Consider the following 24,360-nt stretch of genomic DNA (forward strand, 5'->3'; position numbering starts at 1 on the left):
CTATTTATCATAACACCTGTTATGAGCTATCAGCAAGTTCCTTTAAGCTCTTTCGATGATTTGCTATGAAACATTGAATTTAAAATCAATCAAGAACAATTTTATTTAGCTGCAGGCTTAACAGCTTGGAAGTTGTTCTTAGGACGCTTGTGTTGGAGTGCTATTTTATCTGCTTTACTATACTTTAGTTTCCACACAATGAAACCTGAGACAGCCAGCACACCGGGCATCATGCCGAAGAAACAGTAAATAAGCTTTACAGCGAGACCGGCATAGTCGCCAAAGTGCAGTGGCTTAAATATCAGGAGCACTCGCTCATGCCAAGGCTTGTCTTTCACAAAGTTCACTCCCTGCACTTGCCCCGAGTATAAATCCACCTGTAGGTTACTAAATGTTTTCCCATAATAAGCCGGGTCTGATCTTACCCTCCCGAGTACCGAGAGAGTGCTGCCCGCAAACCGGAGATAGTTGGTCTGAAACTCAGGGTAATCTTTTTTAACCTGCTCAAGCACAGCATCCACCGACACCATGCTAGAAGTATTGCTTTCTACGGGGCTGGCGCTTACTGGGGCAAGAGCACCCTTTACAATGGTGTAGGCGATCCAGGTACCGGTGACGCTGATGAACAAGTTAAATAGCAAGCTCCAGACACCAATTACCCGGTGCAGACTGGAGAAAAAGGAGCGTTTGCTTTTAAAGGAAATGCGCTGCCGGAAGGAAAGCACTTTCAAAACAGACCTGCGGTACAGCAGAAAGCCGGTGATGGATAGCACGATCAACGATAATCCGCCCAGCAGTACTACTATTTTCCCCGGCGTGCCCGAGAGCAGATTGTAGTGCAGGTCCAGAAGTATATGCACCAGGCGCTTGTCTGCACGCGCTACGGTTGCCAATTGTTCGCCCGTCTCAGGATGCACGAATATCCACTGGCGGGTGCCGCCTTGCCGAATTTCATATTTCAGGGCTTGATCTGGTCTTTTTGGAAGCTCCGGAACCCGAATGTCACTGCCAGGGTAAGACTGCAGGATTCGCTTAACGGAGTTATCCACTTTAAGCTCCTTAACAGGTGCCTTCAAAGTGGAGTAGCCAATAAACTGTGCATGGTCAATTTCATGATGGAAGACCAGCGCCGCTCCCGTGATACTTGAGAGCAGCAGGAAAATTCCTGCCACCAGACCCAGCCAGTGATGGATGGAAAATGTTCTTTTAACCCGCTTCTTCAAAATACTTTGGTTTGATGCTATTGCAGATACAGTAACTATAGTTCCCCAATCATTTCAGCACTGCTATAAAAAATTCAAAGCAAAACTATGCGGAAATCACCTGATGTCAAAGATTATTTAAAATTAATCTAAATAAGGTTTGTCTTTTTAATTTTCCCACCTACTTTTGCTGCAGGAACTATTTATAATCATTCTAAATAATAAACATGAAAAAAAGTCTACCACTGCTGATTGCCTGCTTACTGCTGTCAGTCAGCGTGTTTGCCCAAACAGGCAGCATAAGAGGAACAGTTCTCGATACAGAGAATAAGCCCGTATCCTTCAGCAGTGTTTTCCTGCAAGGCACCAACACAGGCACCACAACGAACGAGCGGGGTGTTTTTTTTCTGGAGGGAGTGAAGGCCGGGCAGTACAAACTCATCATTTCCGCCATCGGCTATGAGCGCAGAACCTTGGCAGTTCAGGTAGGGGCAGGAGAGACAGCAGAGGTGCAGGCGAGCCTGTCGCCAAGCCAGCAGGGACTGAGCGAGGTGGTCATCTCCGCTAGCCGCACCCCAGAGACCATCGATCAGGTACCTTCTTCCATCACTGTGCTCCCCAGGCAAGCGATAGAGCAGGACATGATGGTAAGCACCAACGTCATAGATATCCTGAGCAACAAAGTGCCGGGCCTTGCCCCAAGCACAGGCACCAGCAGTAATTGGGGGCAGGCACTTCGCGGCCGTGCCATGCTGATCATGATCGACGGCGTGCCGCAGTCAACCCCGCTACGCAATGGCGCCGTGGATATGCGCGCCCTTGACCCGGATGCCATTGAGCAGGTGGAGGTAATCAAAGGGGCCACGGCCATCTACGGAAACGGTGCGGCAGGCGGGCTTATCAACTACATCACCAGAACCCCTCAACAGCAGAAGCCTTTTAGCTCCCGCACTTCGCTGGGCACGGCAGGCTCACTGGTGGACGCAGACAACAGCATCGGAGCCCGTGTAAGCCAGATGTTCTACGGCAAGACAGGCAAGTTCGACTATGTGCTGAGCGGTGCCTATGAGCAGACAGGCGAGTGGAAAGACGCCGAAGGAGATGTGCTTCCGCCTGATTACGGATTGGGGGAGACAGACTCCTATAACGGGTTCCTGAAGCTAGGCTACGACTTTACGCCGTTCAACCGCGTGCAGCTGACTTACAACTACTACAGCAGCGAGCAGAAGACGAATTATGTGCCGCAGTACGGCAACTACCAAAACAGACAAAAGTCCAGAGCTGTTCTGGGTGAGACACTGGGTGTGCCGCAGGGCGTGCGGTCTAACCACAACCTGCACCTGCGCTTCTCCGGGGAGCAGGCTTTCCTGAACAGCCGTTACGAGGCAGATGCCTACTTCCAATCGGTGGACAACGTGTTTTTCTGGTCTCCTAACTTTGAATTCGGGGGGCAGTCTATGATCTCCTCTGTGAAGAAAGGTGCCAGAGGCCTCCTGACCACCCCTTATAAGATCAGTGCTGCTGTGGAAGGCGATGTTACTTATGGCCTCGACGTATTGAATGACATAACCTCACAGCCACTTGTGGACGGCAGGACATGGGTGCCGGAGATGAACATGCTGAACGTAGCGCCTTTCGTGCAGCTGAAGACGACCATCGCTGAGGACCTGATCTTCAAGGGCGGCTTCAGAGCCGAAAAGGTAAACATACAGGTGGAGGACTATACCACCCTCAGGACAGTGAACCCGAAGACAGGGGAGATCGACAACCCGGGTTTTGCGGTGAAAGGCGGAGAGTTGGGCTACAACGCCTATCTTTTCAACGCCGGTTTGAGATACAACAAGTATGAGCTGTTCACCCCCTACGCCAGTTTCTCACAGGGCTTTTCGGTGGCGGACATTGGGGTGATGTTGCGCTCAGCCAGGGTGGACGATATCAGCAAGATCAGCACAGAGGCCATCGTGATCAACAACTATGAGGTGGGATTTGTGAGCAAGTTCAGCAAGGTAAGGTTGGAAGGAGTTGGCTTTATCAGTACCTCTGAGCTTGGGGCCAGCGGACAGTACAAGGACGGCGTGTTCGTGGTGATGCGCACGCCGGAGAAGATCCACGGCTTTGAGGCAACAGCCGATGTTGCTTTGCTTTCAAACCTGAGCCTGGGAGCCACTTACTCTTATGTGGAAGGAAAGATGGACGTGAACCAGAACGACAGCTTTGATGATGCAGAGGATGTATACCTGGGCGGCGAGCGCATCGCTCCTCCAAAGTACACGGCGTACCTGCGTTACGCGCTGCTAGACAACAAGCTCGGGTTTAACCTGCAATATACAGGCATCGGCGCAAGAGAAAGGTTTGAGCTGAATGAGAAAGGCACCTACAACTTCTATCAGGGCCCTGTGGAGCCTTACCAACTGGTGAACCTGTCAGCCAGCTATAAAATGAGCAAGAACACGACCTTCAACGTGGGGGTGGAGAACCTGTTCAACGAGGACTATTTCCCTGCGCGCTCGCAGTGGTTTACAGGTCCAACACTGTACACCAAAGGCAAGGGAGCCGCTTTTAATGTGTCTATGGTAGTGGAGCTGTAAAAAGAAGCTAGGTTAGTTGATTAATAGGGCTTGGCCAGTATGGCTGGCCCTATTTTTTGCTCGGGGGATTTGGATACACTTCAGGGAGCCTCGGAATACGCAAGGATTTGTCGAAAGGGAAAAAGTTCGTCTGCCAAATTTGTTTAGAATTAATCTAAATAATTTTGCCTGCTACAGATTCTGTTATAGCTTTGCCCTAGTTTACAACGATTCTAAATAACAGCAGGCTTTGCAGCGATATATCAAAATCATCAGGGCGGTTATAGGTGTTTTGGTGTTGGTTTGCCTCACCAACATTGCCTGGGGCCAGCAACTGGATAAAGCAAGTGTATTCGGGAAGGTAAGCTCCTCCTCAGGAGAGGCACTGGCGGGGGTAAGCGTGGTGCTGAAAGATGCCAGTGTCGGCACCACCACAGATACCAGTGGTCAATTTGAGCTTACAGGCATTTCCCCTGGGAGTTATACATTACTCATAAGCTTTTTAGGGTTTGAGGCGCAGGAAAGAGCTATCGTGCTAAAGCCGTCACAAAACCTTGAAGTAAACAGCAGCCTTCGCGGAAAGACCTTCGAAGTGAAGGGGGTGGAGATTGTAGGCAAATCTGCTACCCGACAGGTAAACGAGCAACCCTATGCTGTTACCGCCATTTCTACCCGAGAACTGCAGAACAGCACCTCCGATGCCAAAGAGGTGCTGAACCGTGTGTCAGGGGTAAGGGTGATGGAGGAGGGTGGTCTGGGCTCTAACTTAAGCTTTACCCTGAACGGCTTTTCAGGAGATCAGGTAAAGTTCTTTCTGGATGGCATTCCGATGGACAACTTTGGCTCCTCGCTTCAGATGAGTGATCTTCCTGTTAATACCATCGACAGAATAGAAGTATACAAAGGCGTTGTACCGGTGTGGTTGGGTACGGATGCCCTGGGCGGGGCGGTTAACATCATCACCAACAGAAAGGCTAACTTCCTGGACGCCTCTTATGCTATCGGCTCTTTCAATACACATCGCCTGTCGCTAAACGGGGCTTACACCAATCCTAACAGCGGCTATACTTTCAGAGGAAACGTTAACTACAACTACTCCGACAATAACTATAAGGTATGGGTGCCGATCAGAGAAGGAAATAATGTGGCAGACACAGCAGATGTGGAGCGTTTCCACGACCGCTACCGATCTGGTACCGTGAAACTGGAGACAGGCTGGGTTAACAAGAAATATGCTGACAACCTTCTCTTCGGCGTTATCGCGTCGGGCAACGACAAGCAGGTGCAGACAGGGGCTACCATGAGCAGCGTGTATGGCGGTATTACCCGTAACAGCCAGTCTGTTGTACCTACCCTGAGGTATAGCAAAGACAACTTGTTTATAGTCGGGCTAAATACCAGCCTTTACACGGCTTACAACATAACCAAAAGCGAGGTGATCGACACCTTGCGTGGGGTTACTTATAACTGGCTGGGAGAAGCTACCTATACCCCGGGTTCTAATAACGGAGAGTTGTCCCGAACCTTTACTACCCTGAACGACGAGGACTTCAACAGCCAGTTTAATGCCGGCTATACATTCACTCCGAAGCATTCGCTGGCTTTTAATTATGCCTTATCCTATTTCCGTCGCGAAGCTTTCGACACAGAAAACCCGGATAAGATCGAGAACCAGTTCCCGAAATCATTGAACAAGCAAGTGCTGGGGCTAGCCTATAAGTTTGACCCGAGTGAGAAATGGAGTGCCACGCTTTTCAGCAAAGCGTACTTTTTGCATGCCCGGACAAGCAAAATGTATGACTTCGCCCTTGAGACACAGCGCGTAGAAGCCTTGGAGGCCAGTAAGCAAAACTTCGGCTATGGATTGGCCTCTTCATACTTTATACTTCCCGAGCTGCAGGTTAAAGCTTCTTACGAGCATACCTATCGTATGCCCTGGGCTACCGAGATTTTCGGTGATGGCCTGTTTGTAAAGCCGAACCCTGACCTAGGACCGGAGCAAAGCGACAACTTTAACGCCGGGGCAGCCTATGGGTTTAAGCTCGGCCAAGACCATCAGTTTAACCTGGAGAGTAGCTTTATCTACCGCGAGGCAAAAGACCTTATTTACCAGGTAGTAAGGGTAGCCAGCCCGGAAACCTACTTTGATAACCTGAGCGAAACCAGTACGCTGGGTGTAGAGGGAAGCATGAAATACCTCTGGAGAGAGGCTCTCCGCTTAGGTGGTAGCTTCACTTTCCAGGATATTACAGATCAGGCTGATGTTGTTTATAACGAATCCTACACCAACACCGGCTACCAGCGGAATTACCAGAAGGGCTACCGCCTGCCTAACATACCCTACATGTTCGGTAACGCGAATGCCGGTCTAATTTTTAAAAATGTGCTGGCCCGCGAGTCTGTCTGGAACATCAACTACCACTTCAACTTTGTGGAGCAGTACTTCCTGAGCTGGGCAGAGCTTGGCTCCCGCGACTCCAAAAAAGTTATCCCAAGGCAGTCTTCGCATAACCTGGAGCTGGCCGGTAGCTTTCAGCAGGGCAAGTATAACATCGCGCTTGAATGCCGAAACCTGACAGACGCGCTGCTTTACGATAAGTATTACCTGCAGAAGCCCGGGCGCGCTTTTTACTTAAAACTTAGATACTTTCTTTAATAAATATTTTAAACTTTAGTATAACCTATGTTTTCAATTACAAATGCAAGAAAGCTGGCTTTGCCAGTCTTAAGCCTTTGCTCAGCCTTGTTGTTCACTTCATGCGACAGCAGCAACGACGATAATCCAAACCCTGTTGAAGATGATGCCTTTGTTGTGTCGCTTGCCGTGCAAGGGAGTGACAACAGCTTTACCTACTATACTGTTCCGTTCGGTGATGTCATGAGCGGAACCCTCTCTGCCAAAGGCCAGGGGATAGAGCAGCCGGGCTATTTTGACTTTACGCAGGTAGACAACACCATCTACAGCATCGGTGGTCTGGGAGACGTGAGTGTGGTGGGCATTTCGAAGAATGAGGCCGGGGAGCTAAAGCAAATAGGCAACACGTCCTTCACCAACAGCCTATCTGATATCATCAAGGCCGATGACAACACCCTGGTTGCCGTGGAACTGTCTTCTTCTTCAGACGTGGTGAAGTTCCACAAGATCAACGCCAACACCGTGACGGTAAACAGTACGGTGCAGCACCCGGTTGCTGATCTTACCAATCTTTCAGCTCCGTCTTACGCTGGCATGAGCATCAGCGGGAATAACCTGTTCCTGAGTTACTACATCAGCGATCCGACTACCTATGCTACCCCGTATACTGATAAGGCACAGATTGCCGTGTACTCTTATCCTGGTTTAGCATTCCAGAAAGTGATCGAAGACACCCGTACCGGCCCTATCGGTGGCTTTAACACAAAATCAGGTCTGATCAAAGACGAGCAGGGCAATGTGTATGCGCTGTCGCACTCTAACCCGGCCAACGGCTATAGCCAGACAACAAAACCGGCCGGCATCCTGCGCATTAAGAACAGTGAAACTGCATTTGACCAGAACTATATCTTTGACGTGGCTGCTGCTACGGGCGGTAAAACCATATCACACCTGAAGTACCTGGGCAACGGCAAAGCTTTTGCAGAGATCAATACTGTTGATAGAAGCCAGCAGGCAGCATGGTCTGACGGCCCCTTGAAGTCTGCTATCATCGACCTGAACAGCAAGACAGTTACATACATCAGCGGATTGCCTGAGCATGCCGGTAATGGCCGCAGGCTGGCTGCATTGCAGGACGGAAAGTATGTGTATATGAGCATCCCGGAAGGCAACGCTATCTACATGTACAGAATTGATACTGAGAGCCACACAGCCACGAAAGGTGCTGAAGTGCAAGCCAACTTTGTAGCAGGCGTTTCAAAGCTTTAGTAGATAAACAACTCTTATACTTGCTCCATTGTAGCAAAATGGAGCAAGTATTTTCTCTTTATAAGCTCCGCTTAAAATAAAATGAAAGGCAAAAAGCATAGCAGCAAAAGTGCATTCAGACGATTGAATGACTGGTTACACCTTTGCTTGGGGCTTACTTCGGGTGTTGTGGTGTTCATGGTCAGCATCACGGGCTGTATCTATGTTTTTCAGCAAGACATAAAAGATGCGATGGAGCCCTGGCGCTTTGTAGAGGCCCAGGACAAACCCTTTGTGCCACCCAGCCAGCTGCTGGATACTGCCCAGGTGTATATGCCAGGCCAAAAACCGACCGGCCTCACCTATAGCAATAAGGAAGGGGCGGCCGCAGTAGGCTATATGGGTGCTGGAAACGGAGAGCCTGACTTTACCGCCATCTTTATCAATCCCTATACAGGCGAGTTCTTACAGAAGCAGACCCACGGGGAGGGGCATTTCGATTTCTTCCATTTTATCATAGATGGACACCGCGCCCTTTGGCTGCCTTATGAAATTGGTCGTCCTATAGTAGGTATAGCTACGCTTATATTTGTAGTACTGCTTGTAACCGGGCTGGTGATGTGGTGGCCTAAAAACTGGAACAAAACGAACATCGACAAGAGCTTTAAAATAAAGTGGAACGGCAGCTTTAAGCGAGTAAACTACGACCTCCATAATGTGGTAGGTTTTTATAGTTTGATCCTGGCTTTTGTGCTGGCGGTTACAGGCTTGGTCTGGAGCTTCGAGTGGTTTGGGAATGGCCTGTACTACATCACATCAGGCGGCGAGTCTAAACCTGGACACCACCATCCGCACTCTGATATCTCTAAGGCAGGCATGTTTGCTGGTGATACTGTTTCGATGCTGGATAAAGCCTGGTATAAAACGCTGGCGCTGGAGCCGGATGCGCAGGGCTGGTATATGACGCCCATACTGGAAGACGAAGAAGATGCGATCGAGCTTACAGCCTATCAGGACTTTGGCTCCTGGTATAATCGAAACGAGTATTATTACGACCAGCACACCCTGGAGCTTTACCGCGTGCAGGGCGATAAGTTTTCGGAGGCTAGCCTTGCCGACCAGTTAGTCATGCTCAACTATGACATTCATGTAGGCATTGTGTGGGGGATGCCGGGCAAGATCCTTGCCTTCTTTATCAGCCTTGTTTGCGCCAGCTTGCCTATTACTGGTTTTCTGGTGTGGTGGAACAAAAAGAAGAAAGTAAAGAAGAAAGACTCTATAATGAATAGACAGGCCAACACTATGGCTGTTAATGTCTCTTAAAAGAAGGTTGGCTAATAGCAGCCATCGGCAGAATTAAGGGACTTACTTAACCGAAAAGGATAAATTATCGAATATAAAAAGCCGCTCCATTTGATATGAAGCGGCTTTTCTACTAAGGTAGGCCAAGGAAGTCAAAAATCAAACATTATGACTTAACTGCCATCACAGAATTCTGCAGGTCTCAGGAAGGAGATAGAACTTACGAAAAGCTTTCAGCAAAATAGATTGTTGCTCCTACTTATTAGCCTAGCATTTTACGCAATTATGACTCATACAATCCTAAACAGGACAAATGTTTAGCAGACTATGGGAGCCTTTTTAATCCCAACAAAGGTTTGTGCAATAGTCATATCTCTTTTGAGTCCCTGTGTCAAACAAATGATAAGAAAATTAAACCATGACCAAAGGGATTTCATAGCTGTAGATTAGTGTGTGAAGATATAAGAATAACGCCTTCTTAAGGATTATACCTAAGATTCAGGTAAGGGCCTATGTTCAGGGTGTAAGTCTCGTTAAACCTAGCAGGCATATTTTCACTGCCCAAGAAGATATTTCTTAGCCCTCTCTCTACACTCATGCCATAGCCAACAGTCAGGCCTCCGATCCTTTTCTCCTGGCCCAAAGCCCCGCGTACACCATAGTCATATTGACTGTACCTGCTTTGAGTTTCTCGCAGCTCACCTTGCTTGTCGTACAGAAACCCACCGAATAAACCAGCTTTTATGGTGATGTCAGAGAGCAGGGATTTCCTGTTTTGAAGCAAGTTGTACTGATACTGTACATACGCTTTATAGTAGGTTAGTTCGAGTCCTTTTCTGATATAGCTGCCATCCCCAAAAGTCTTGTATTCTTGCCCACTCTTTGCCAGGTGAACCTCCGTGGAAATCATACTTTTGCTGCTAAAATGGTATCCAAGTGTAAGACCTATACTTTCCTTGAACGTCGGGCTGGTTGAGATAAGGCTTCCCCTATCGAAGCTCCTTTGGGTTTCATTATTTAGTAACCAGCTATTGTGATAAGATAAAGCTAAGCCTAGGTTAAACCTGCTCAATAATACTTTCTTTTTCTCGTACTCTTCAGCAGCATTGTTTTGAACCTCAGCCATAGGCCTGAAACCCAAGGAGTCGAAGGCTGCATAAATTCCCTTGTTCAGCGGGTCAGGTACCACCGTCCTTGTTTCCAGGAAATCCGAAGGAATACTTTTTGATATACTGCCCAGGGAAGCCAAACTATTATCTGTTGAAGGAAGTGTTGATGCTTTATGTACAATAATATTCTCAGGCACTCCGAAAGCTGATTTGGAAGAGACTTTCGAAGCATCCTTGTCTTCATGGAAGGAGATCTCTTCCTGCTGCTGGTTTTCCTGATGCTCAGACATACTTTCGCTACCATTTCCTAACTGGGGCAAACGCTGCTTTTCAGTAATGTCTAATGTATTTTCATTGTTCTTGTCTACATCGGAACCGTTGGGCAGGTTTCCATCTGCAAGAGTTTCTGTTAATTGGATGGGGGCTCCTGAGTTACTGCCTGATAAAATTAAAGGGTCTTCCAAACTTAAAAAATAGGCACCTGCAAGCCCAACCATAAACAGGAACATGGCAGCTACTGCTGTCCACTGCCATCTATGCCTGCTTATGGCTCCAGACCCATCAAGCTCTTTGCTGACCCTTGTCCAGACCAGATCGATGTTCAGTTGCTTGTTGATGGACTGCCAGACATGAGAAGGCGCTATACGGTGCTGTGAAGAATAACTCTCCCTTATTTTCTTATATAAATAAGGGTCTGCTGGTTCAGGCGCAGCATCAACAGGAGAATTTTCATCAAGAGAAGCGGACAGACCATTCCACAGAAGGTCTGGAGCCTTCTTGTTCATCTGCCCAAAGCTGTTTTTTATCTTCCCGTTCAGCTTGTCGTTCATCTCTTTCATCACCTAAGCCATTTGATCTTTAGGGTTAGCACCACTTAATAGGCAAATACTACTTCCGCACCTTTGTTAAAACGGCTTACCACAATTTCGTAGATGTCTTCGTTTACTTCTTCACTTATAAGAATTGTTGCTACCCCATTTCTTTGAACCACTTCCGCGTTTTCCAGATAAGAAGAGGGAACAGCCTGAAACCAATAGAAAGGGTTTAATCTGATGGTGGCAGCGGTAGGTGTTTCCCGCTTTAGGATAATCTGATTTCCATCAAACAAGCTTTTGGCTACAACTTCAAAATCTTCCGATGATTGTAGCTCAAGTATTAAAGGAAGTTCAGCTCCTCCACTCGAGCGGTACATACCCTTCACTAAAAGACCGCTCCCTCCCTGATTATCATCAGAATCATCATTCTCAAAGGTTTCAAAACCTATGGTTATTCGGTTATAGTTTCCCTGCGGAACTTGGAACTTCAGTTCCCCAATATTTTGATTGGGAGAAAAAAGGGTATAAAGTCCCTGCTTGTATTCCTTTTCGAAGTGAACGCTCTCTGCCTGCTCCCTGTCTCCTTTAAACTCAAAAGAAGATAAAATAACATGGCCTTCTGTAAAGCGAATGCTGCTGCCAGAGGTCTGCTCCCGCTGCATATCTACTTGAAAGCTTACATCAACGGGTATTTTGAACTCATCTTCTTTCTCACATGAAAGAAAAAAACAGGACAGAAAAAGCACGATGAACGATACTCTTTTCATTTTAAAAACTCCTTTACTATAAAGTCTTTCCACTACCTTGTTAGAATAAGTGCTATTAATATTAAGATGCACGGCAGGTCGTAAACGTTGGAAGATAATTATAATTATTTTTAATTTTTCTTATGACTTGTTTAAGCTTCTGCTGTTTTAGTTTCATTTACATTCTTTGATAAAGCGATTACCTTACCTTCCTGTCTCGCAATAGATTCTTTTAGCAGGAACCTTGCTCTGTTGAGCTGCGACCTTGAAGTTCCTTCTGATGTGCCCATCAGCTCCGCTATTTCCTTGTGGTCATAACCTTCAATGGCGAAAAGTTTCAAAACCATGCCTGCCTTTGATGGTAGCTGGTTAACTAAGGCAATCAGCTCATCAGCATGGAGCCTGTCTAGAATACTATCCACCAAAGGATCGATATAGGTCTGGTAAATATCAAGATGCTCTTTTTCCCGCTTTTTCTTTTGATAATAGGCAAGCGCCGTATTAACCATTATTTTCCGGACCCAGCCTTCAAAGGAGCCGGTAAATTCATACGAGGCAAGGCTTCGGAAAACCTTAATGAAACCTTCCTGCAGCACATCGCAGGCTTCGTCCTCATCTTTGGTATAAATAAGGCAGACATTATACATTTTATCTGCATGCTGCCTGTACAGCATTTCCTGCGCCCGACGCTCCTTGGCAATACATTTCTCGATTAGTTCTCTCTCAGACATAGCAAAAACGCTGGGTACTATAAAATAGAATGCGGACTTAAGTAAGCCTTAGATAGAAAAAGCCCACCAAAAGTTGGAATTCGCGAACCAGCAAGAAGAAAAAAAGTAATAATACCATTCTTCTTCCTCAAAAAGCATTTTATTTTTAATGATATTATCCTATATGCTAAATATGCCAATTTGCTAATAATTGATTTCTGAAAAACAGTAATGTTAGTCAATTGCTCGTATTTAGCAAATTAAAAGAGATTATAGCATCTTTTGACAAAACAATTTCTAAAGCACTGCATTAGAAACGTACAAAAGTAAGCATTTCTTGAAAAGTTAAAGCTCAAGAAGCTTTAATATTTAGAAGTATTTTTTTTCATGCCGCTGCAGCTTATAACTTCCTGTGCATTAAATATTTAATAGAAAGTCGCAGTTTGTTGACTTATTTTTAAAAAACGAATTACTATTTTTTTCTGCCGCTATTCCAACGTTTAGCAGCCTGCCAGTGTCTTCCCCACAAAACAACCTAAATCATAACTTTATGAAAACCTCATCCTTATTACTTATTGGTTCTTTAGCGCTTGGCATGTTTGCCTGCGGTGAGAAAGAAACTGCTGCGCCACAACCCCAGGTAGGGCTAAGCTTTAACACTGTCAAAGAGGCCGCAGCAATGGGAGCCAGGCTTTCTGCTCCAAACAGCTTGTCCTTTACCTCCGGCACCATTACTTTGAAAGAGATCCAGTTTGAGGTGGAGAGCGATGTTGACTCTCTGGAGGTAGAATTCGAGTTGGAGCAGGATGTAACCATTGATTTCGCCACCGGGGCCACTTCCCCTGATATTAGCACCATAACCATCCCCGCTGGCACCTACGAGGAGTTTGAAATAGAGATGGAGCTTCAGGATCAAGGTACTAAACCAGCTATTGTGTTGAACGGCACGTTCATCGATGCACAGGGAGAGGCCCATCCAATCCGGTTTGAGTTCAATTCAGGTGAGACATTTGAAGTGGAGAGAGAAGGTGTAATCACCTTTGCAGAAGGGCAGAGCATGGTAGCCCAGGTTACTTTTGACCCTACAGCCTGGTTCGCAGGTGTTTCTTCTGCACAGTTGGCAGGCGCAGTTAAGAACGCAGAAGGAGTTATTGTTATCAGCTCGACTCAGAACACAGACATCTTTGAAGTGGTGGCCGATGGCTTGGACCTGGCGACAGACGTAGAGATGGAAGACTAGAGCAGAGAATTTAAGAGTTTAACCTGCGATGAGCAGCCAACTCCGGAATGCAGCCTGCCACATCCGGTCCAAAAAAGGAAGAGCACTCTGACTGGGTGCTCTTCCTTTTAATCACTCTAAACCTGTTAGTGTACTGCATCCATGTTCACTTTTGAGTAACGCCCTAACGCTGGCATCTTACAGCATTTTATTTCAACTTAAACCAGCCAATCATATGAAATATCAGTTTCCCTTTAAGACATCAGCCCTCTTGCTTGCAGGGCTAAGCTTTTTCACATCCTGCGAAACGGAGGAGGTGAACCGCGCGAGTGCCGATGTCGCAGTTCAGGCAACTGCGTCCCCCCTTACGGCGACGGAAAGCCAGCAGGGCCGTATTGTGATCACCGATTTCCGCATTAACATGAAGGAAGTTGAATTCGAATTTGACAAGACCGATCCCAGATCTACCACTGAGGTTGCTATCAAGGATGTAAAGCTAAAAGGGCCTTTTGAGTTCGACCTGCTCGGCCCAAGTGGCTCTTTGAGCGCGTTAGCGGCAACGGTAGAATTGCCTAACGCCGTTTATGAAGAAATTGGTTTTAAAACCCACAAAGGCACCAGTGGCATCATGCTGGATAGAGCTGTATTGATGACTGGCACCATAGACGGTGTTCCTTTCGAGTTCTGGCATGATATGGACGAAGAGTTTGATGTGGACTTCACGGATGCGAATCAGGACTTTGTTGTTGACGGGCAGGACCGGGCACTGATCATAGACTATAAAATAGGTTCCCTGGTGGATGCCGCGTCAGGCGTGGACTTAACTACCGCCATGGACGGAAACGGGGACGGCAGGATAGAGATCCACTCCAAGGACCCTGACGGAAACCAAAACCTTGCAAAAGCCCTGCGTGACAGCCTACGCAATGCCATTAAGCTGATTGACGACAAGTAGCTAGGAGCATAAGTTAAAATCGTTCTAACGAGTTTGGCTTAAGCAGTTTTAACTTAAGTAAAGAAAGATTTTGCAAAAGGTTAAAGGGGGAGGTCCCACTTACTGACCTCTCTTCAATAACCTCTATTACATCTTAGCATGCTTTGTGAATGTCTATCTTGGAGTACAAAGGTGGAGTAGGGATAATAACGTTTTTCAAATGAGGTTAACACTGAGCAGAACCAAGAAAGGGCGGAACAATTTACAGGCTTTAAAAGAGCAACTGGAGGGTTGTACTTTCAGGTATACTATTTTACTATAGAGTTATGATAGATTGCTAAGGCTCTATTCAAAGGTAGCAGAATATGATTGCACCGGCCATACATTGCTTTGCTTTCTACACAAAGCAGGAATCCTCCCGAAAAGGAGAAATTATCGAACTAAAAAAGCCGCTTCACATAGTGAAGCGGCTTTTTTAGCTGAGGTAGACCAAAGGATGAATTATCGAACCATTTCCACAGTGTTTTAGCTGCTCTTGCGCTATCTTTTGGTGTTTATTTAGAGGAATAATTTTTACTGTGTGGGTACGTCAGGCTCAAATAGAGGTCATTCATTATTTGCTCCTGCACATTAAAAAGTCCCGATACCACAGCCCGGATTCTTTAATAGTACGCTGCTGCGTCTCATAGTCCACGTGTACCAAGCCAAAGCGGGGATCGTAGCCCTCTGCCCATTCAAAATTGTCGAGGAAAGACCACACGAAATAACCCTGTACGTTCGCGCCTTCCTGCTTGGCACGCAGCACCTGCTGCAGGTAACGCTGCAGGTAGTTTAAACGCTCCTGGTCATTTACCTGCCCATCCTTTAGCTCATCCGGGAAGGCCGCACCGTTCTCTGTTATGATCAGCTTTCTGATGTTCTTGTACCGGCTAAATTTGTGCAGCAAATGGTAAATGCCTTCCGGGTATACTTCCCAGTTCATAAGCGTGTAAGGTACATTCCGCTTTTTGGCTGGCACCAGGTTGGCCTGCAGAAAGGGTGTCCAGAAAGAGTATTTTACTACTTCACGAGTATAGTTCTGTATGCCTATGAAATCAAAATCGAATGGGAGTAGCGCTTCATCGTCGGGCTTGATGTATTTTTCAATGCGCCGCATAAATTTCAGGTCGTCCAGCGGATACCCGAGGCCAAGGGCAGGCTCCAGGAAAAGCCTGTTGAGCAGCGCATCTACCCGATGCGCTGCTTTAATATCCTTATCGCATTGCTGCAAGGGCTCTACGTGAGAGCAGGAAATGGTGGTGCCCACTTCTGCATGTGGGAGTAGACTTTTTAAAATGCGGCCACCCTCGGCCTGGCAAAGCGCGGTGTGGTGCACGGCAGGTATAAACGAGCCAAACCCCCTGCGACCTGGCGCGTGAACACCTAAAAAATAACCGGCTCCGGTAAATACCATGGGCTCGTTCAGCACCATCCAATGGTTAACCCGATCGCCGAAGGAGTTGGCACATAGCGCAGCGTATTCACTAAACCAGCTGACGATGTCGCGGTTTGGCCAACCGCCTCTTTTCTCTAGCTCCTGCGGTAGGTCCCAATGGTACAGGGTTACCCAGGGGGTAATGCCCAATTCCAGGCAATGGTCTATCAGGCGGTTATAGTAGTCTATTCCATGCTGGCTGATTTTACCCGTGCCATTTGGGATAAGGCGGGACCATGAAAGCGAGAAGCGGAAGTTCGGAATAGCCAATTCCCGCATCAGCATCAGGTCGTCAGGGTAGCGGTTAAAGAAGTCGCAGGCAATTTGGCCGTGGTGATTCTGTTTTACCTTTCCTTTTTTATTCGTGAAAACATCCCAGATAGAGGCGCCTTTGTCTGCTATGTCGTGTGCGCCCTCTATCTGGTATGCCGCTGTGGCAACTCCCCAGTCAAAGTTATCTCCGAAATCTAATCTGCTCCATACAGGCTGATCCTGTACCTGTGCTGTGCTGTTTTCTGTCATAAAATAAGCAGCAGAAGCGGCTCCTGCTGCACCCTAAAGCTGAAATTATACTATGTATTTTCCTGCATTATACGTGCTACAATGGCATCCGTCTCGTCAGGGTAATGCACCTGAATCTGCTCGCCATGGTCCAGCCACTCCTTTATCTTGGGCAGGTGTTTTTGCTTGAGGCTTTTAATTGTTGCTACCCCCATGTGCTTTAAGGTGGCGGCGTTGCAAACCTGTTCATACTGGTTTTTCATGGGCACTACCAGCAACTTCTTTTGCAAGTATAAAACTTCTGATGGCGTTCCGAACCCTGCTGCGCAAAGCACCCCTGCCGAAGAGGCCATACTTTGCAGGAAAGCGTCGTTTTGTATTGGTTTTACTGAGATGTTTTCATGCTGGAAAGGCTGCTTGTTGTGTTTTGAGAAGACCTTCCACTCCACATGCTTAAAGCATGAGAGCTTGTTTATAATTTTATGGTCGTCGTGTGCGGGTAAATATACCGTGTAGTGTCCCCGGTTGCTTACCTCCAGCTCCCGCACTTGTTTCCGTATGATAGGGGTAAAGATGGTGTCGTCGAACCTGGCAAAGTGGAAGCCATACTGCGCGGTGGTAGGGGCATAGTTTTTCAGAATGAATTTACCCATGTGGTCTGTTACTTTTGGCTTTGGCACGTTTGGGTTCAGAACCGCCACCTGGTTGCTCAGCCCCACGCAGTGTTTTTTTGCCCGCATGCAGGCCCAGGCTGTTACAGGCTCAAAGTCTGAGATCACCAGATCATACTCATTTACGGGTAGCTGGCATGTTTCTTTATAAAAAGCCCTGGAGTTAGCTTTTACAAATGTCCTGTAAAAGTCTACGCCTCCGCTCTTCCCAAAAACAAAACCAAGTCCTTTCAGCCTGTACTTTACCGGGTAAGGCAAGCTGAGGTCTACCTGGCTGCCGCTCACCACGATGTCTACCTCACCATGTTTTTGCAGAGCCGGTACAATGTCCAGGGCACGGGTAAGGTGACCGTTACCCGTGCCCTGAATGGCATATAGGATTCTCAAGCTGATTTCAGGTTAAATTCTACCATCAGGCTTTGGAACAGTTGTATATTGGTTGGAACCAACTCATCATCCTTGTCCATGACCACGGCATCCAGGTTCTCCCGGAACTTGTACAGGCTCCACGCTCCTTTGTCATACTCCAGGGCCGTTAGGTTCTCGATCCAGTCGCCTGAGTTGAGGTAGGTAACGCAGCCCTCGTTGTTGGTGATCTCGCGCAGCTCAGGTTGGTGAATATGGCCGCAAACCACATAGTCGTACCCGTTGGAGATGGCGATGTCGGAGGCCGTTTTCTCGAAGTTGTTGATGAACTTGACGGCGCTCTTCACCCGGTTCTTGATGTTGCGCGATAAGTATACTTTCTCCCTGTTGAGTTTCAGGCAGAAGAAGTTGACCATGCGGTTGAGCAGGATAAGCAAGTCATAGCCATGGGCGCCCAGTTTCGCCAGCCACTTGGAGTGCTGCATGGTCACGTCAAACACATCGCCATGAAACATCCAAGCGCGCTTACCATCCAGCTCCAGCACCAGTTTGTTCACGATCTGGAAAGAACCAAGCTTAAAACCGACGAACTTACGAAGCATCTCATCGTGATTGCCGGTGATGTAGTATACGTTGGTGCCTTTGGCAATGAGCCCCATCAGGTGTTTAACTACCCGCATGTGCGAAGCAGGCCAATAGCTTTTGCTGAACTGCCAGATATCAATGATATCACCGTTCAGGATGATGGTGTCAGGCTTCATACTTTTAAGGTAAGCCAACAGTTCTTTTGCGTGGCATCCGTAGGTTCCGAGGTGCACGTCAGATATGACAACAACCTCTACTTTTCTTTTTCTTGCCATACACTAGGCGTGGGTGAGTATAATTTTAGTCTCTGTTAAATTTAAAGGGCGAGTAGAAGGAGTGCAGCCTGTACAGGAGAATGTCTAGTAGCTTGCTTGTGATAAAGCCTGCAAGTGTTTTTGCCTTTTTCATTTTCGTGTGATTTAGGTTATACACCCCCTGGCTATAGGTTGTCCTAACTACGCTACTAAATTACGCATGTATTGTTAGCTGCAGGTTATGAGGAAGTTATGTTTTGGTTAAGATTGATTGAGTGGCTTAGGCATCGAGAGGTGCTATTATCGTTTTAGCTTTTATATGAAATACTTTTCATGTGTAGTTTTTGTGAATTTATCCTGCCGTATAAGGCATGAGGATTAATAAAAACATAGTACACCATTAATATTTGCGTAATCCACCAAACATAGTTTTGCAGGCAAAATCAACCAAAAAACTATGAGGATGAGAATCTTTACAATTTGCAGGTACAGCATGATCTGGGGCCTTGCCTTGCTGTGCTGCTTTAACGCTTTTGCGCAAACGCGCGCAGTTAAGGGAAAAGTAACAGATGAGAAAGGGCAGGGGCTGCCCGGCACCAGCATTGCCGTGAAAGGTACCGCCAACGGTACCATTTCTGACCTGAGCGGCAACTACAGCATTCCTGTAAACGATGAAGCGGCGGTACTGGTGGTTAGCTTTGTGGGCTACCTTACCCAGGAGACGAGCATCGGCAACCGCGAAACCATCGACTTCCAACTGTTGCCCATTTAAGAATTAGCGCCATTTCTAAGTTTTTCAACTTCAATACCCTTGCATCGGGTACTTATTTAGAAACGCCATCAGGAGTAGGCATATTTGTAAGCTACCAACAGGGAAATTTCAGAAACCAGAATGTGTTAGTGGAGATCCTTTCGGTAAACTGGTTTGGTATAAAGAGGAGGTGCTTGCAAAGCCTATCGGAGCGGAAGCAGCTGTGGTGTGTCTGTCTCATAACTCCTACTCTACAGTACAGGTTGGCCGCTTTTAAGTGGAACGGGATGTTTTTACTGGAGCCTTTTTCAATCGAATGGTATAAATTATCGAACCAAAACAGCCGCTCAGTTTGATGTGGAGCGGCTGTTTACTCTGTAGCCCGAGGAATGGAATTATCGAACAATTTCCACAGGGATTTGGCGGCTTTAGAGGAGTGGCTGCAAGCGGGGGAAGTATCTTTTTGTCCATGTAGGGGAGCATACTCCAGCCGGAGGAATTTATCCGAGATGAACATGAGAACCTGATAAGAAACGTGAAAGTAGCCTATTCGGCGGTGCTTAACTTGAGATAACGCTGTAGCCGAGGCTTTTCTTCAAAATACTGAAGACCGAGCTGGTAGGCAGTCTGTATGAGGGTGAACTCTTTTCTATATTGATCAAGATTTGAATGGGAACCTGATAGGTAGCCCTTATCCCTGTTTTTTATAAATACTACCGTAGGGCTTGTACAACAGGAGCTAAAAAGCTTTTGTACACTTCTTATCTCAAAATGTTGGCAAAAATTCCCATACTAATTATTGATTTCTCTTGCCAACGTTTCTGCTTATTAATAATGTATATCTTGCAAGACCGGCTTTTAATTGAAGCTTTTAACTTCACATGGTATTTAGGATGGAAAGTTGAGAGTTCTTATACTGCAGGAGGACATTAAGGTGATTTCAGGATGGTTCCGATTTATCGGGGACCCGATCAGAATACTTTCAAGGCCTAGAGTTAATTCCCCTGAGATATTTTCTTTCACTTCAATCCCAAAGCTGTGGAAAAGAAAAGCACGCCCATGGAGAGCACGGACACCAAAAGGCAGAACCTGTTTGCTACACTAAAAGATGCCATTTTGAAGGTATTGCTATGCAACGGCGAGTTCCCCAAGAACTTCTGTACAGGTTGCTCACTTTATATTTATTTATAATAATTGTGCTTGCATGTCCATCGTCAAATAATGTTCTATCCATAACAGCAAGGCCGCTCTGATCTAAACTAAAACCGGCCTTGCTGCTTTCAAATATATTCATCAAAAATTTAATTGAAATTATAGCGACGCTACGGCACTATTATTAGCTATCATAAGAATGTAAACAGTTTACTTTGCTGAAGTAAGTTGTTTTGGTTTACTGTTTTGATCGGTTAGAGTATTCAAGAAAGCGATAATGTCTTTGATCTCCTGTTTCGTAAGCGAAAGGGCATCCGGTGGTAATGTCTGGTGCTCGAGTTGTATCCCTATGCCTGCGCCTCCGCCACGGTTGTAGAAATCCATCACCTCTTCCAGCGTAGTATAAACGCCATTGTGCATGTAAGGTGCCGTAAGGGTCACACTACGTAGCGTAGGTGTTTTAAAGAAGTGCTTGCGCGATTCTGTTCCGAATAAATTATACCTGCCCAGGTCCGGATCAATCTTCGCATTTACAGTATCCTTGGCTGCAGGAACACCTAAAAGCTCCATCTCTGTTTCGGTAAACTCAGGAGGTACTGTACCGTTGAAAACAGGTGCAAAGTGGCAGGTAGCGCATTTTGCTTTTCCCATGAACAAGTTAAAGCCCCTGATTTCCCTTTCTGTCAGGCTCTGCTCTTTTCCGCTGATGTTACGGTCGAACTTTGAGTTGAACGGCGAGAGACTTTTAATATAGCTGGCAATCGCATTGCGAATATTCGCCTCTGTAGCGCCCTGCTCATATAGTGCTTCAAACTGCTGCTGATAAGTCGGTTTTTGCTTCACTACTTTGCTCATAGCCTCCAGACTTGTGTGGAATTCGGTTTCATTGTTCACCACGGCCACAATCTGTCCTTCCAGGCTACCGGAGCGCTTGTCGTAAAAGAAACCCCGCTGCAAACCTGCATAGCTCATGGTGGGGCTGTTACGTGTTTGGCCCACCGATTTTGCCATGCCGTCTGTGAAGGCAAGGTTTTCCTGATGGCAGCTTCCACAGCTCATAGTGCCGGAGATAGAAAGAGAAGGATCGTTAAACAGCTGTTTTCCCAGCAGCACCTTTTCAGTAGCTAAGTCACCTGATTTAAGATCGTCGAAGTGCTTTAGATTAAAGGTGCTATCCGAAAATAAAGACGTGGCCCCGTGGTTAAAGGCAAGGGTAAACGGAAACTCCACTTCCCAGTCTTGCTGCGTCTTTACCCAAAGCTCCAGCTGTGGGTGGGTGTGTTTCTTAATAAAGCTGTATCGATCAAAAGAAGCAAAGTCACCCTTCAAGCTTTCCATACTTTGATCCAGTTGCTGGTTCCATGCCTGGTAAAGTGCCTCATCCTTAAACTCGTGTTTAAAATAGCTCAGGTACCTTTTCAGTCTTTTATAGGCAAAGGCGCTTTCCTGCAGCGATGCCTCCAGCACCGGGGAGTCAAACCCTGTGATGCCGGTAAGTGCCACGCGGGCAATCCCGTTTCGTAGTATCCACAGAAAGTGGTATGCCTGGTAACTCTGTAGCTGTGTATTGCTGCGTATCAGCTTTAACCTGTTCGACATCAGCGCAGCATGCTTTGCTACTTCTGTCCTGTCAACGCTATCGGCGTAAACCAGCTCCTCCAGCACCTGGAAACCTGAAGGTTCTTTCTCTTTTATGTCTGTTTGGTCTTCTTCCTCTACTTTTAAAATGTTCGGCTGATTAAGGAAACGGAAATTTTCCGTGTCAATAAACGAAAGCACCGGCTCCGCATACTTAAAGTACATTCTAGCCTTCTGGTAGTGCTCGCGCATCGGCCTTATGACATCATTGTTGTTACGGGAGGCACTGTTTTTGAGCTTGTCCAGAGCGCTGATACATGCTGAAAGATCGCTTACATAGAGCTCTTCCATTTCCTGAAAGGCTACCGTTGTATCAGCGGCTCTGTTGCGTTGGCTGCAAGAGTCTAATACAATACTGCAGGAAATAAACAAAGCAAAGAGGCTTATCATAAAATAAGCCTCTTTGTTCAATCTGAATCTACTAAACATTTAACGTAATTTTACCTTTCCAGGCCTTGTAGCAGGTATAACTGGCTTCCTTCTTTTGCGCTGTTTGCCACATCCGGGTTAGCCTTCGGATCCGTGAATGGAGTACCGTCCGCTTTTACCCAACCGTGGTTCTGAGTGATTACCAGGAAAGTGCCCGGTACTCTGATGATGTCAGAAATATCGATCATACCTGTAATCTCCCAATCATTGTCTGCGGTGCCGTAACCTTTGGCGGCAGCGCTCTTCTGATCGCACTCCAGTACTATCTTCAGTTCGCCAGTATTCAGGTTGTACTGGTACAGGCGGGCAAAGTGCGTTTTATCAGCATTGTCGTAGTAGCCATTTGGGTCTTCCTGAATGTAGGCGTAGTTTTCTGTCACTACAATGTTGTCCGGGCTATGGAAAGGCTTCGCTTTTCCGTTTGGGATGTCGCCATCCAGCACGCAGGTAATTTTACCGCCTTTTGTAGGGTCTGTATCGTTTAGCTGTACCTTATACACTCTGCCGTACACGGAACCTTTGCCTATCAAAGCATCCTTTTTTCTGCCTGTCACGGAAAAGTATATTTCGCGGTTGTTTTTGGCCGAACCTCTTCTCCAGTCAATGTCCTCAAGCCTTGAGAAGCCCATTACACCTTTGGCCTTCGCCTCAGCATCCAGCAGGTCGATGTTCTTCTCCGTCAGCTCCACGAACTCCACGTTATAGGCAACGCCTTCTTTCATGTCCACCTCGTAGTTGATGCCAGACGAGGTAACTTTCAGACCGTACAGTTTGCCACCTTCCAGATCGCCTCTGTTGCCCACATACATACCTAACTGTCCGGAAGGAACAGTATTGTCAGAGTGGTCATCGCCGATGAATACTACTGTCTTGCCCGGATAGGCATCTTTGCCGATGGCTACGGCGTTCTCTGTAGACCACTGTCCCATGGCAGTAAGCATTTTAGGCTCTTCAGCACTAGCGGCATCCTTCAGCGGATTAGTTGAAAAAACTCCTTTAGAAGAGCCTCCCCACTCGCCACCGGACAGGTATACCGGACCAAAGCCGTGCTCTTCCGGCGTAACAAGAGTGCCTGAGCATTGCGCTGTGTTGGCGGTAGCAATCGCGTTCAGGATATACTCACCTTTTACAGGCTTCAGGTTTTTATCCAGTATAATGCGTGCGATAGAGTAGTCTGCCTCAATGTTGTTGATAAGCGTGAAAGTACCGTTGTTGTTTCTCATTAAACCCAAACCATCGGCCATAGAGCCATAAACGAAGTTTGGTGATTCAGTTAGTTTGTCTTCAGAAGATAGAAGCGGGAATACTTTTGCGTTTTTGAACTCAGGCGTAAGCGCCAGAAAAGATGGCGTAACAGAATAAGTTTTCAGGTCCCGTACTACAGAACCGATGGTTTCTCCGTCAAGGTCATCGTTTTTGTCGCAAGAGGCTAACGTAAGTCCCGCAAGCCCTAGAAGGAGTGCTTTTTTAGTGATGGTGTTGTTTTGAAATTTCATGTACTCGTGTTGTTTTAAAGGAGGTATGCAGCAAAGGTAGAGTGGCACTATTACCTATTATTTAAGTACACATTACTATATAGTTAACTTATTTGAGTTACATTATCTCTTTGCTGAGATCAGTAACTGGTAAGAGACGTTACCTGTTGTCGTTGATGATGAAATAAGCATAAAGTGCATTTTAAGTTTATTTCTGTTAAACTTGATTTTAGCTAGGCAGCATCGATGCTAGGGAAGGTGTTGAGAAGGATCGGCTGGTAAATGTTGGAGAACTTTTCATAGCACCATTGCCTCAGCAGCACCATCTCATGTTCTTCAAGTGCTTTCAGTCCTTTCTTTAGCTCTTTCTCAAACAGCGTTTTGTCGAAGCTCACTTTCAGTAGAATTGTTTTGACGTAATCCAACATCGTTTAATTGCTCATTAGTTGTTCAATGCAAAGCTATGCTTTCAATGTTGCCTTAAAGAAAAGCGGGCTTTAACATACCATTAAACTAGTTGTTGCTTGTTTACCTTTTCTTAATGTGAAGAGGGTAAAGCTTGCGTCACAGCCTAAGT

Annotated in this window: 17 protein-coding genes; 7 read left to right on the top strand and 10 right to left on the bottom strand. The window is 46.6% G+C overall.

Annotation, left to right across the window (positions count from 1 at the left end; genetic code table 11):
- Nucleotides 1-101: 101 nt before the first annotated feature.
- Nucleotides 102-1,223 (bottom strand): PepSY-associated TM helix domain-containing protein, encoded by a 1,122-nt coding sequence (locus AC4BAN_RS07870; RefSeq protein ID WP_490563846.1) that lies wholly within the window; start codon nt 1,221-1,223, stop codon nt 102-104.
- Nucleotides 1,224-1,429: 206 nt separating this feature from the next.
- On the opposite strand from AC4BAN_RS07870, the gene AC4BAN_RS07875 reads away from it, so the two are divergent.
- The 4 genes from AC4BAN_RS07875 (at nt 1,430) to AC4BAN_RS07890 (ending at nt 8,975) form a co-directional block, all read left to right on the top strand.
- Nucleotides 1,430-3,790 (top strand): TonB-dependent receptor, encoded by a 2,361-nt coding sequence (locus tag AC4BAN_RS07875; RefSeq protein WP_490563847.1) that lies wholly within the window; start codon nt 1,430-1,432, stop codon nt 3,788-3,790.
- Between the two features lie 229 nt (nt 3,791-4,019).
- Nucleotides 4,020-6,425 (top strand): TonB-dependent receptor, encoded by a 2,406-nt coding sequence (locus AC4BAN_RS07880; RefSeq protein WP_490563848.1) that lies wholly within the window; start codon nt 4,020-4,022, stop codon nt 6,423-6,425.
- Nucleotides 6,426-6,452: 27 nt separating this feature from the next.
- Nucleotides 6,453-7,673: a DUF4374 domain-containing protein gene (locus tag AC4BAN_RS07885; RefSeq protein ID WP_490563849.1), complete on the top strand. Its 1,221-nt coding sequence runs from the start codon at nt 6,453-6,455 to the stop codon at nt 7,671-7,673.
- Nucleotides 7,674-7,796: 123 nt separating this feature from the next.
- A complete protein-coding gene (locus AC4BAN_RS07890; RefSeq protein WP_490563850.1) occupies nt 7,797-8,975 on the top strand; it encodes a PepSY-associated TM helix domain-containing protein in 1,179 nt (392 codons plus the stop codon).
- A 457-nt stretch (nt 8,976-9,432) separates the two neighbouring features.
- Here the strand turns inward: AC4BAN_RS07890 and AC4BAN_RS07895 are convergent, their stop codons facing one another.
- From AC4BAN_RS07895 to AC4BAN_RS07905, 3 genes are all read right to left on the bottom strand, one after another.
- Nucleotides 9,433-10,893 carry a hypothetical protein gene (locus AC4BAN_RS07895; RefSeq protein ID WP_490563851.1) on the bottom strand — a complete coding sequence of 487 codons (1,461 nt, stop codon included), beginning with the start codon at nt 10,891-10,893 and terminating at the stop codon, nt 9,433-9,435.
- A gap of 44 nt (nt 10,894-10,937) precedes the next feature.
- Nucleotides 10,938-11,645, bottom strand: a complete 708-nt coding sequence (locus AC4BAN_RS07900; protein ID WP_187068016.1) for a hypothetical protein — start codon at nt 11,643-11,645, stop codon at nt 10,938-10,940.
- Nucleotides 11,646-11,776: 131 nt separating this feature from the next.
- Entirely contained in the window at nt 11,777-12,355 is a 579-nt protein-coding gene (locus AC4BAN_RS07905) for an RNA polymerase sigma factor (protein WP_490563852.1), read from the bottom strand.
- A gap of 529 nt (nt 12,356-12,884) precedes the next feature.
- Between AC4BAN_RS07905 and AC4BAN_RS07910 the strand changes: the two genes are divergently transcribed.
- Together AC4BAN_RS07910 and AC4BAN_RS07915 are read left to right on the top strand one after the other, a co-directional pair.
- Complete coding sequence (locus AC4BAN_RS07910; protein WP_490563853.1) at nt 12,885-13,574, top strand: hypothetical protein; 690 nt, start codon at nt 12,885-12,887, stop codon at nt 13,572-13,574.
- Nucleotides 13,575-13,788: 214 nt separating this feature from the next.
- Nucleotides 13,789-14,508, top strand: a complete 720-nt coding sequence (locus AC4BAN_RS07915) for a hypothetical protein (protein WP_490563854.1) — start codon at nt 13,789-13,791, stop codon at nt 14,506-14,508.
- A 592-nt stretch (nt 14,509-15,100) separates the two neighbouring features.
- On the opposite strand, the gene AC4BAN_RS07920 is transcribed toward AC4BAN_RS07915, so the two are convergent.
- The 3 genes from AC4BAN_RS07920 to AC4BAN_RS07930 are packed head-to-tail and all read right to left on the bottom strand — an operon-like array spanning nt 15,101 to nt 18,359.
- Complete coding sequence (locus AC4BAN_RS07920) at nt 15,101-16,483, bottom strand: GH1 family beta-glucosidase (protein WP_490563855.1); 1,383 nt, start codon at nt 16,481-16,483, stop codon at nt 15,101-15,103.
- Between the two features lie 50 nt (nt 16,484-16,533).
- Nucleotides 16,534-17,520 (bottom strand): glycosyltransferase family protein, encoded by a 987-nt coding sequence (locus AC4BAN_RS07925; protein WP_490563856.1) that lies wholly within the window; start codon nt 17,518-17,520, stop codon nt 16,534-16,536.
- Nucleotides 17,517-18,359, bottom strand: coding sequence for a UDP-2,3-diacylglucosamine diphosphatase (locus tag AC4BAN_RS07930; RefSeq protein WP_490563857.1), 843 nt, complete (start codon nt 18,357-18,359; stop codon nt 17,517-17,519). The genes AC4BAN_RS07925 and AC4BAN_RS07930 overlap by 4 nt, the downstream gene beginning before the upstream one ends.
- A gap of 442 nt (nt 18,360-18,801) precedes the next feature.
- Between AC4BAN_RS07930 and AC4BAN_RS07935 the strand changes: the two genes are divergently transcribed.
- Nucleotides 18,802-19,110: a carboxypeptidase-like regulatory domain-containing protein gene (locus AC4BAN_RS07935; RefSeq protein WP_490563858.1), complete on the top strand. Its 309-nt coding sequence runs from the start codon at nt 18,802-18,804 to the stop codon at nt 19,108-19,110.
- A 1,341-nt stretch (nt 19,111-20,451) separates the two neighbouring features.
- On the opposite strand, the gene AC4BAN_RS07940 is transcribed toward AC4BAN_RS07935, so the two are convergent.
- From AC4BAN_RS07940 to AC4BAN_RS07950, 3 genes are all read right to left on the bottom strand, one after another.
- Nucleotides 20,452-22,170: a cytochrome-c peroxidase gene (locus AC4BAN_RS07940; protein ID WP_490563859.1), complete on the bottom strand. Its 1,719-nt coding sequence runs from the start codon at nt 22,168-22,170 to the stop codon at nt 20,452-20,454.
- Between the two features lie 149 nt (nt 22,171-22,319).
- A complete protein-coding gene (locus AC4BAN_RS07945) occupies nt 22,320-23,804 on the bottom strand; it encodes an alkaline phosphatase PhoX (RefSeq protein WP_490563860.1) in 1,485 nt (494 codons plus the stop codon).
- Nucleotides 23,805-24,016: 212 nt separating this feature from the next.
- Complete coding sequence (locus tag AC4BAN_RS07950; protein ID WP_187068026.1) at nt 24,017-24,211, bottom strand: hypothetical protein; 195 nt, start codon at nt 24,209-24,211, stop codon at nt 24,017-24,019.
- Between the last annotated feature and the right edge of the window lie 149 nt (nt 24,212-24,360).

It is taken from the genome of Pontibacter sp. GD13, assembly GCF_058216355.1.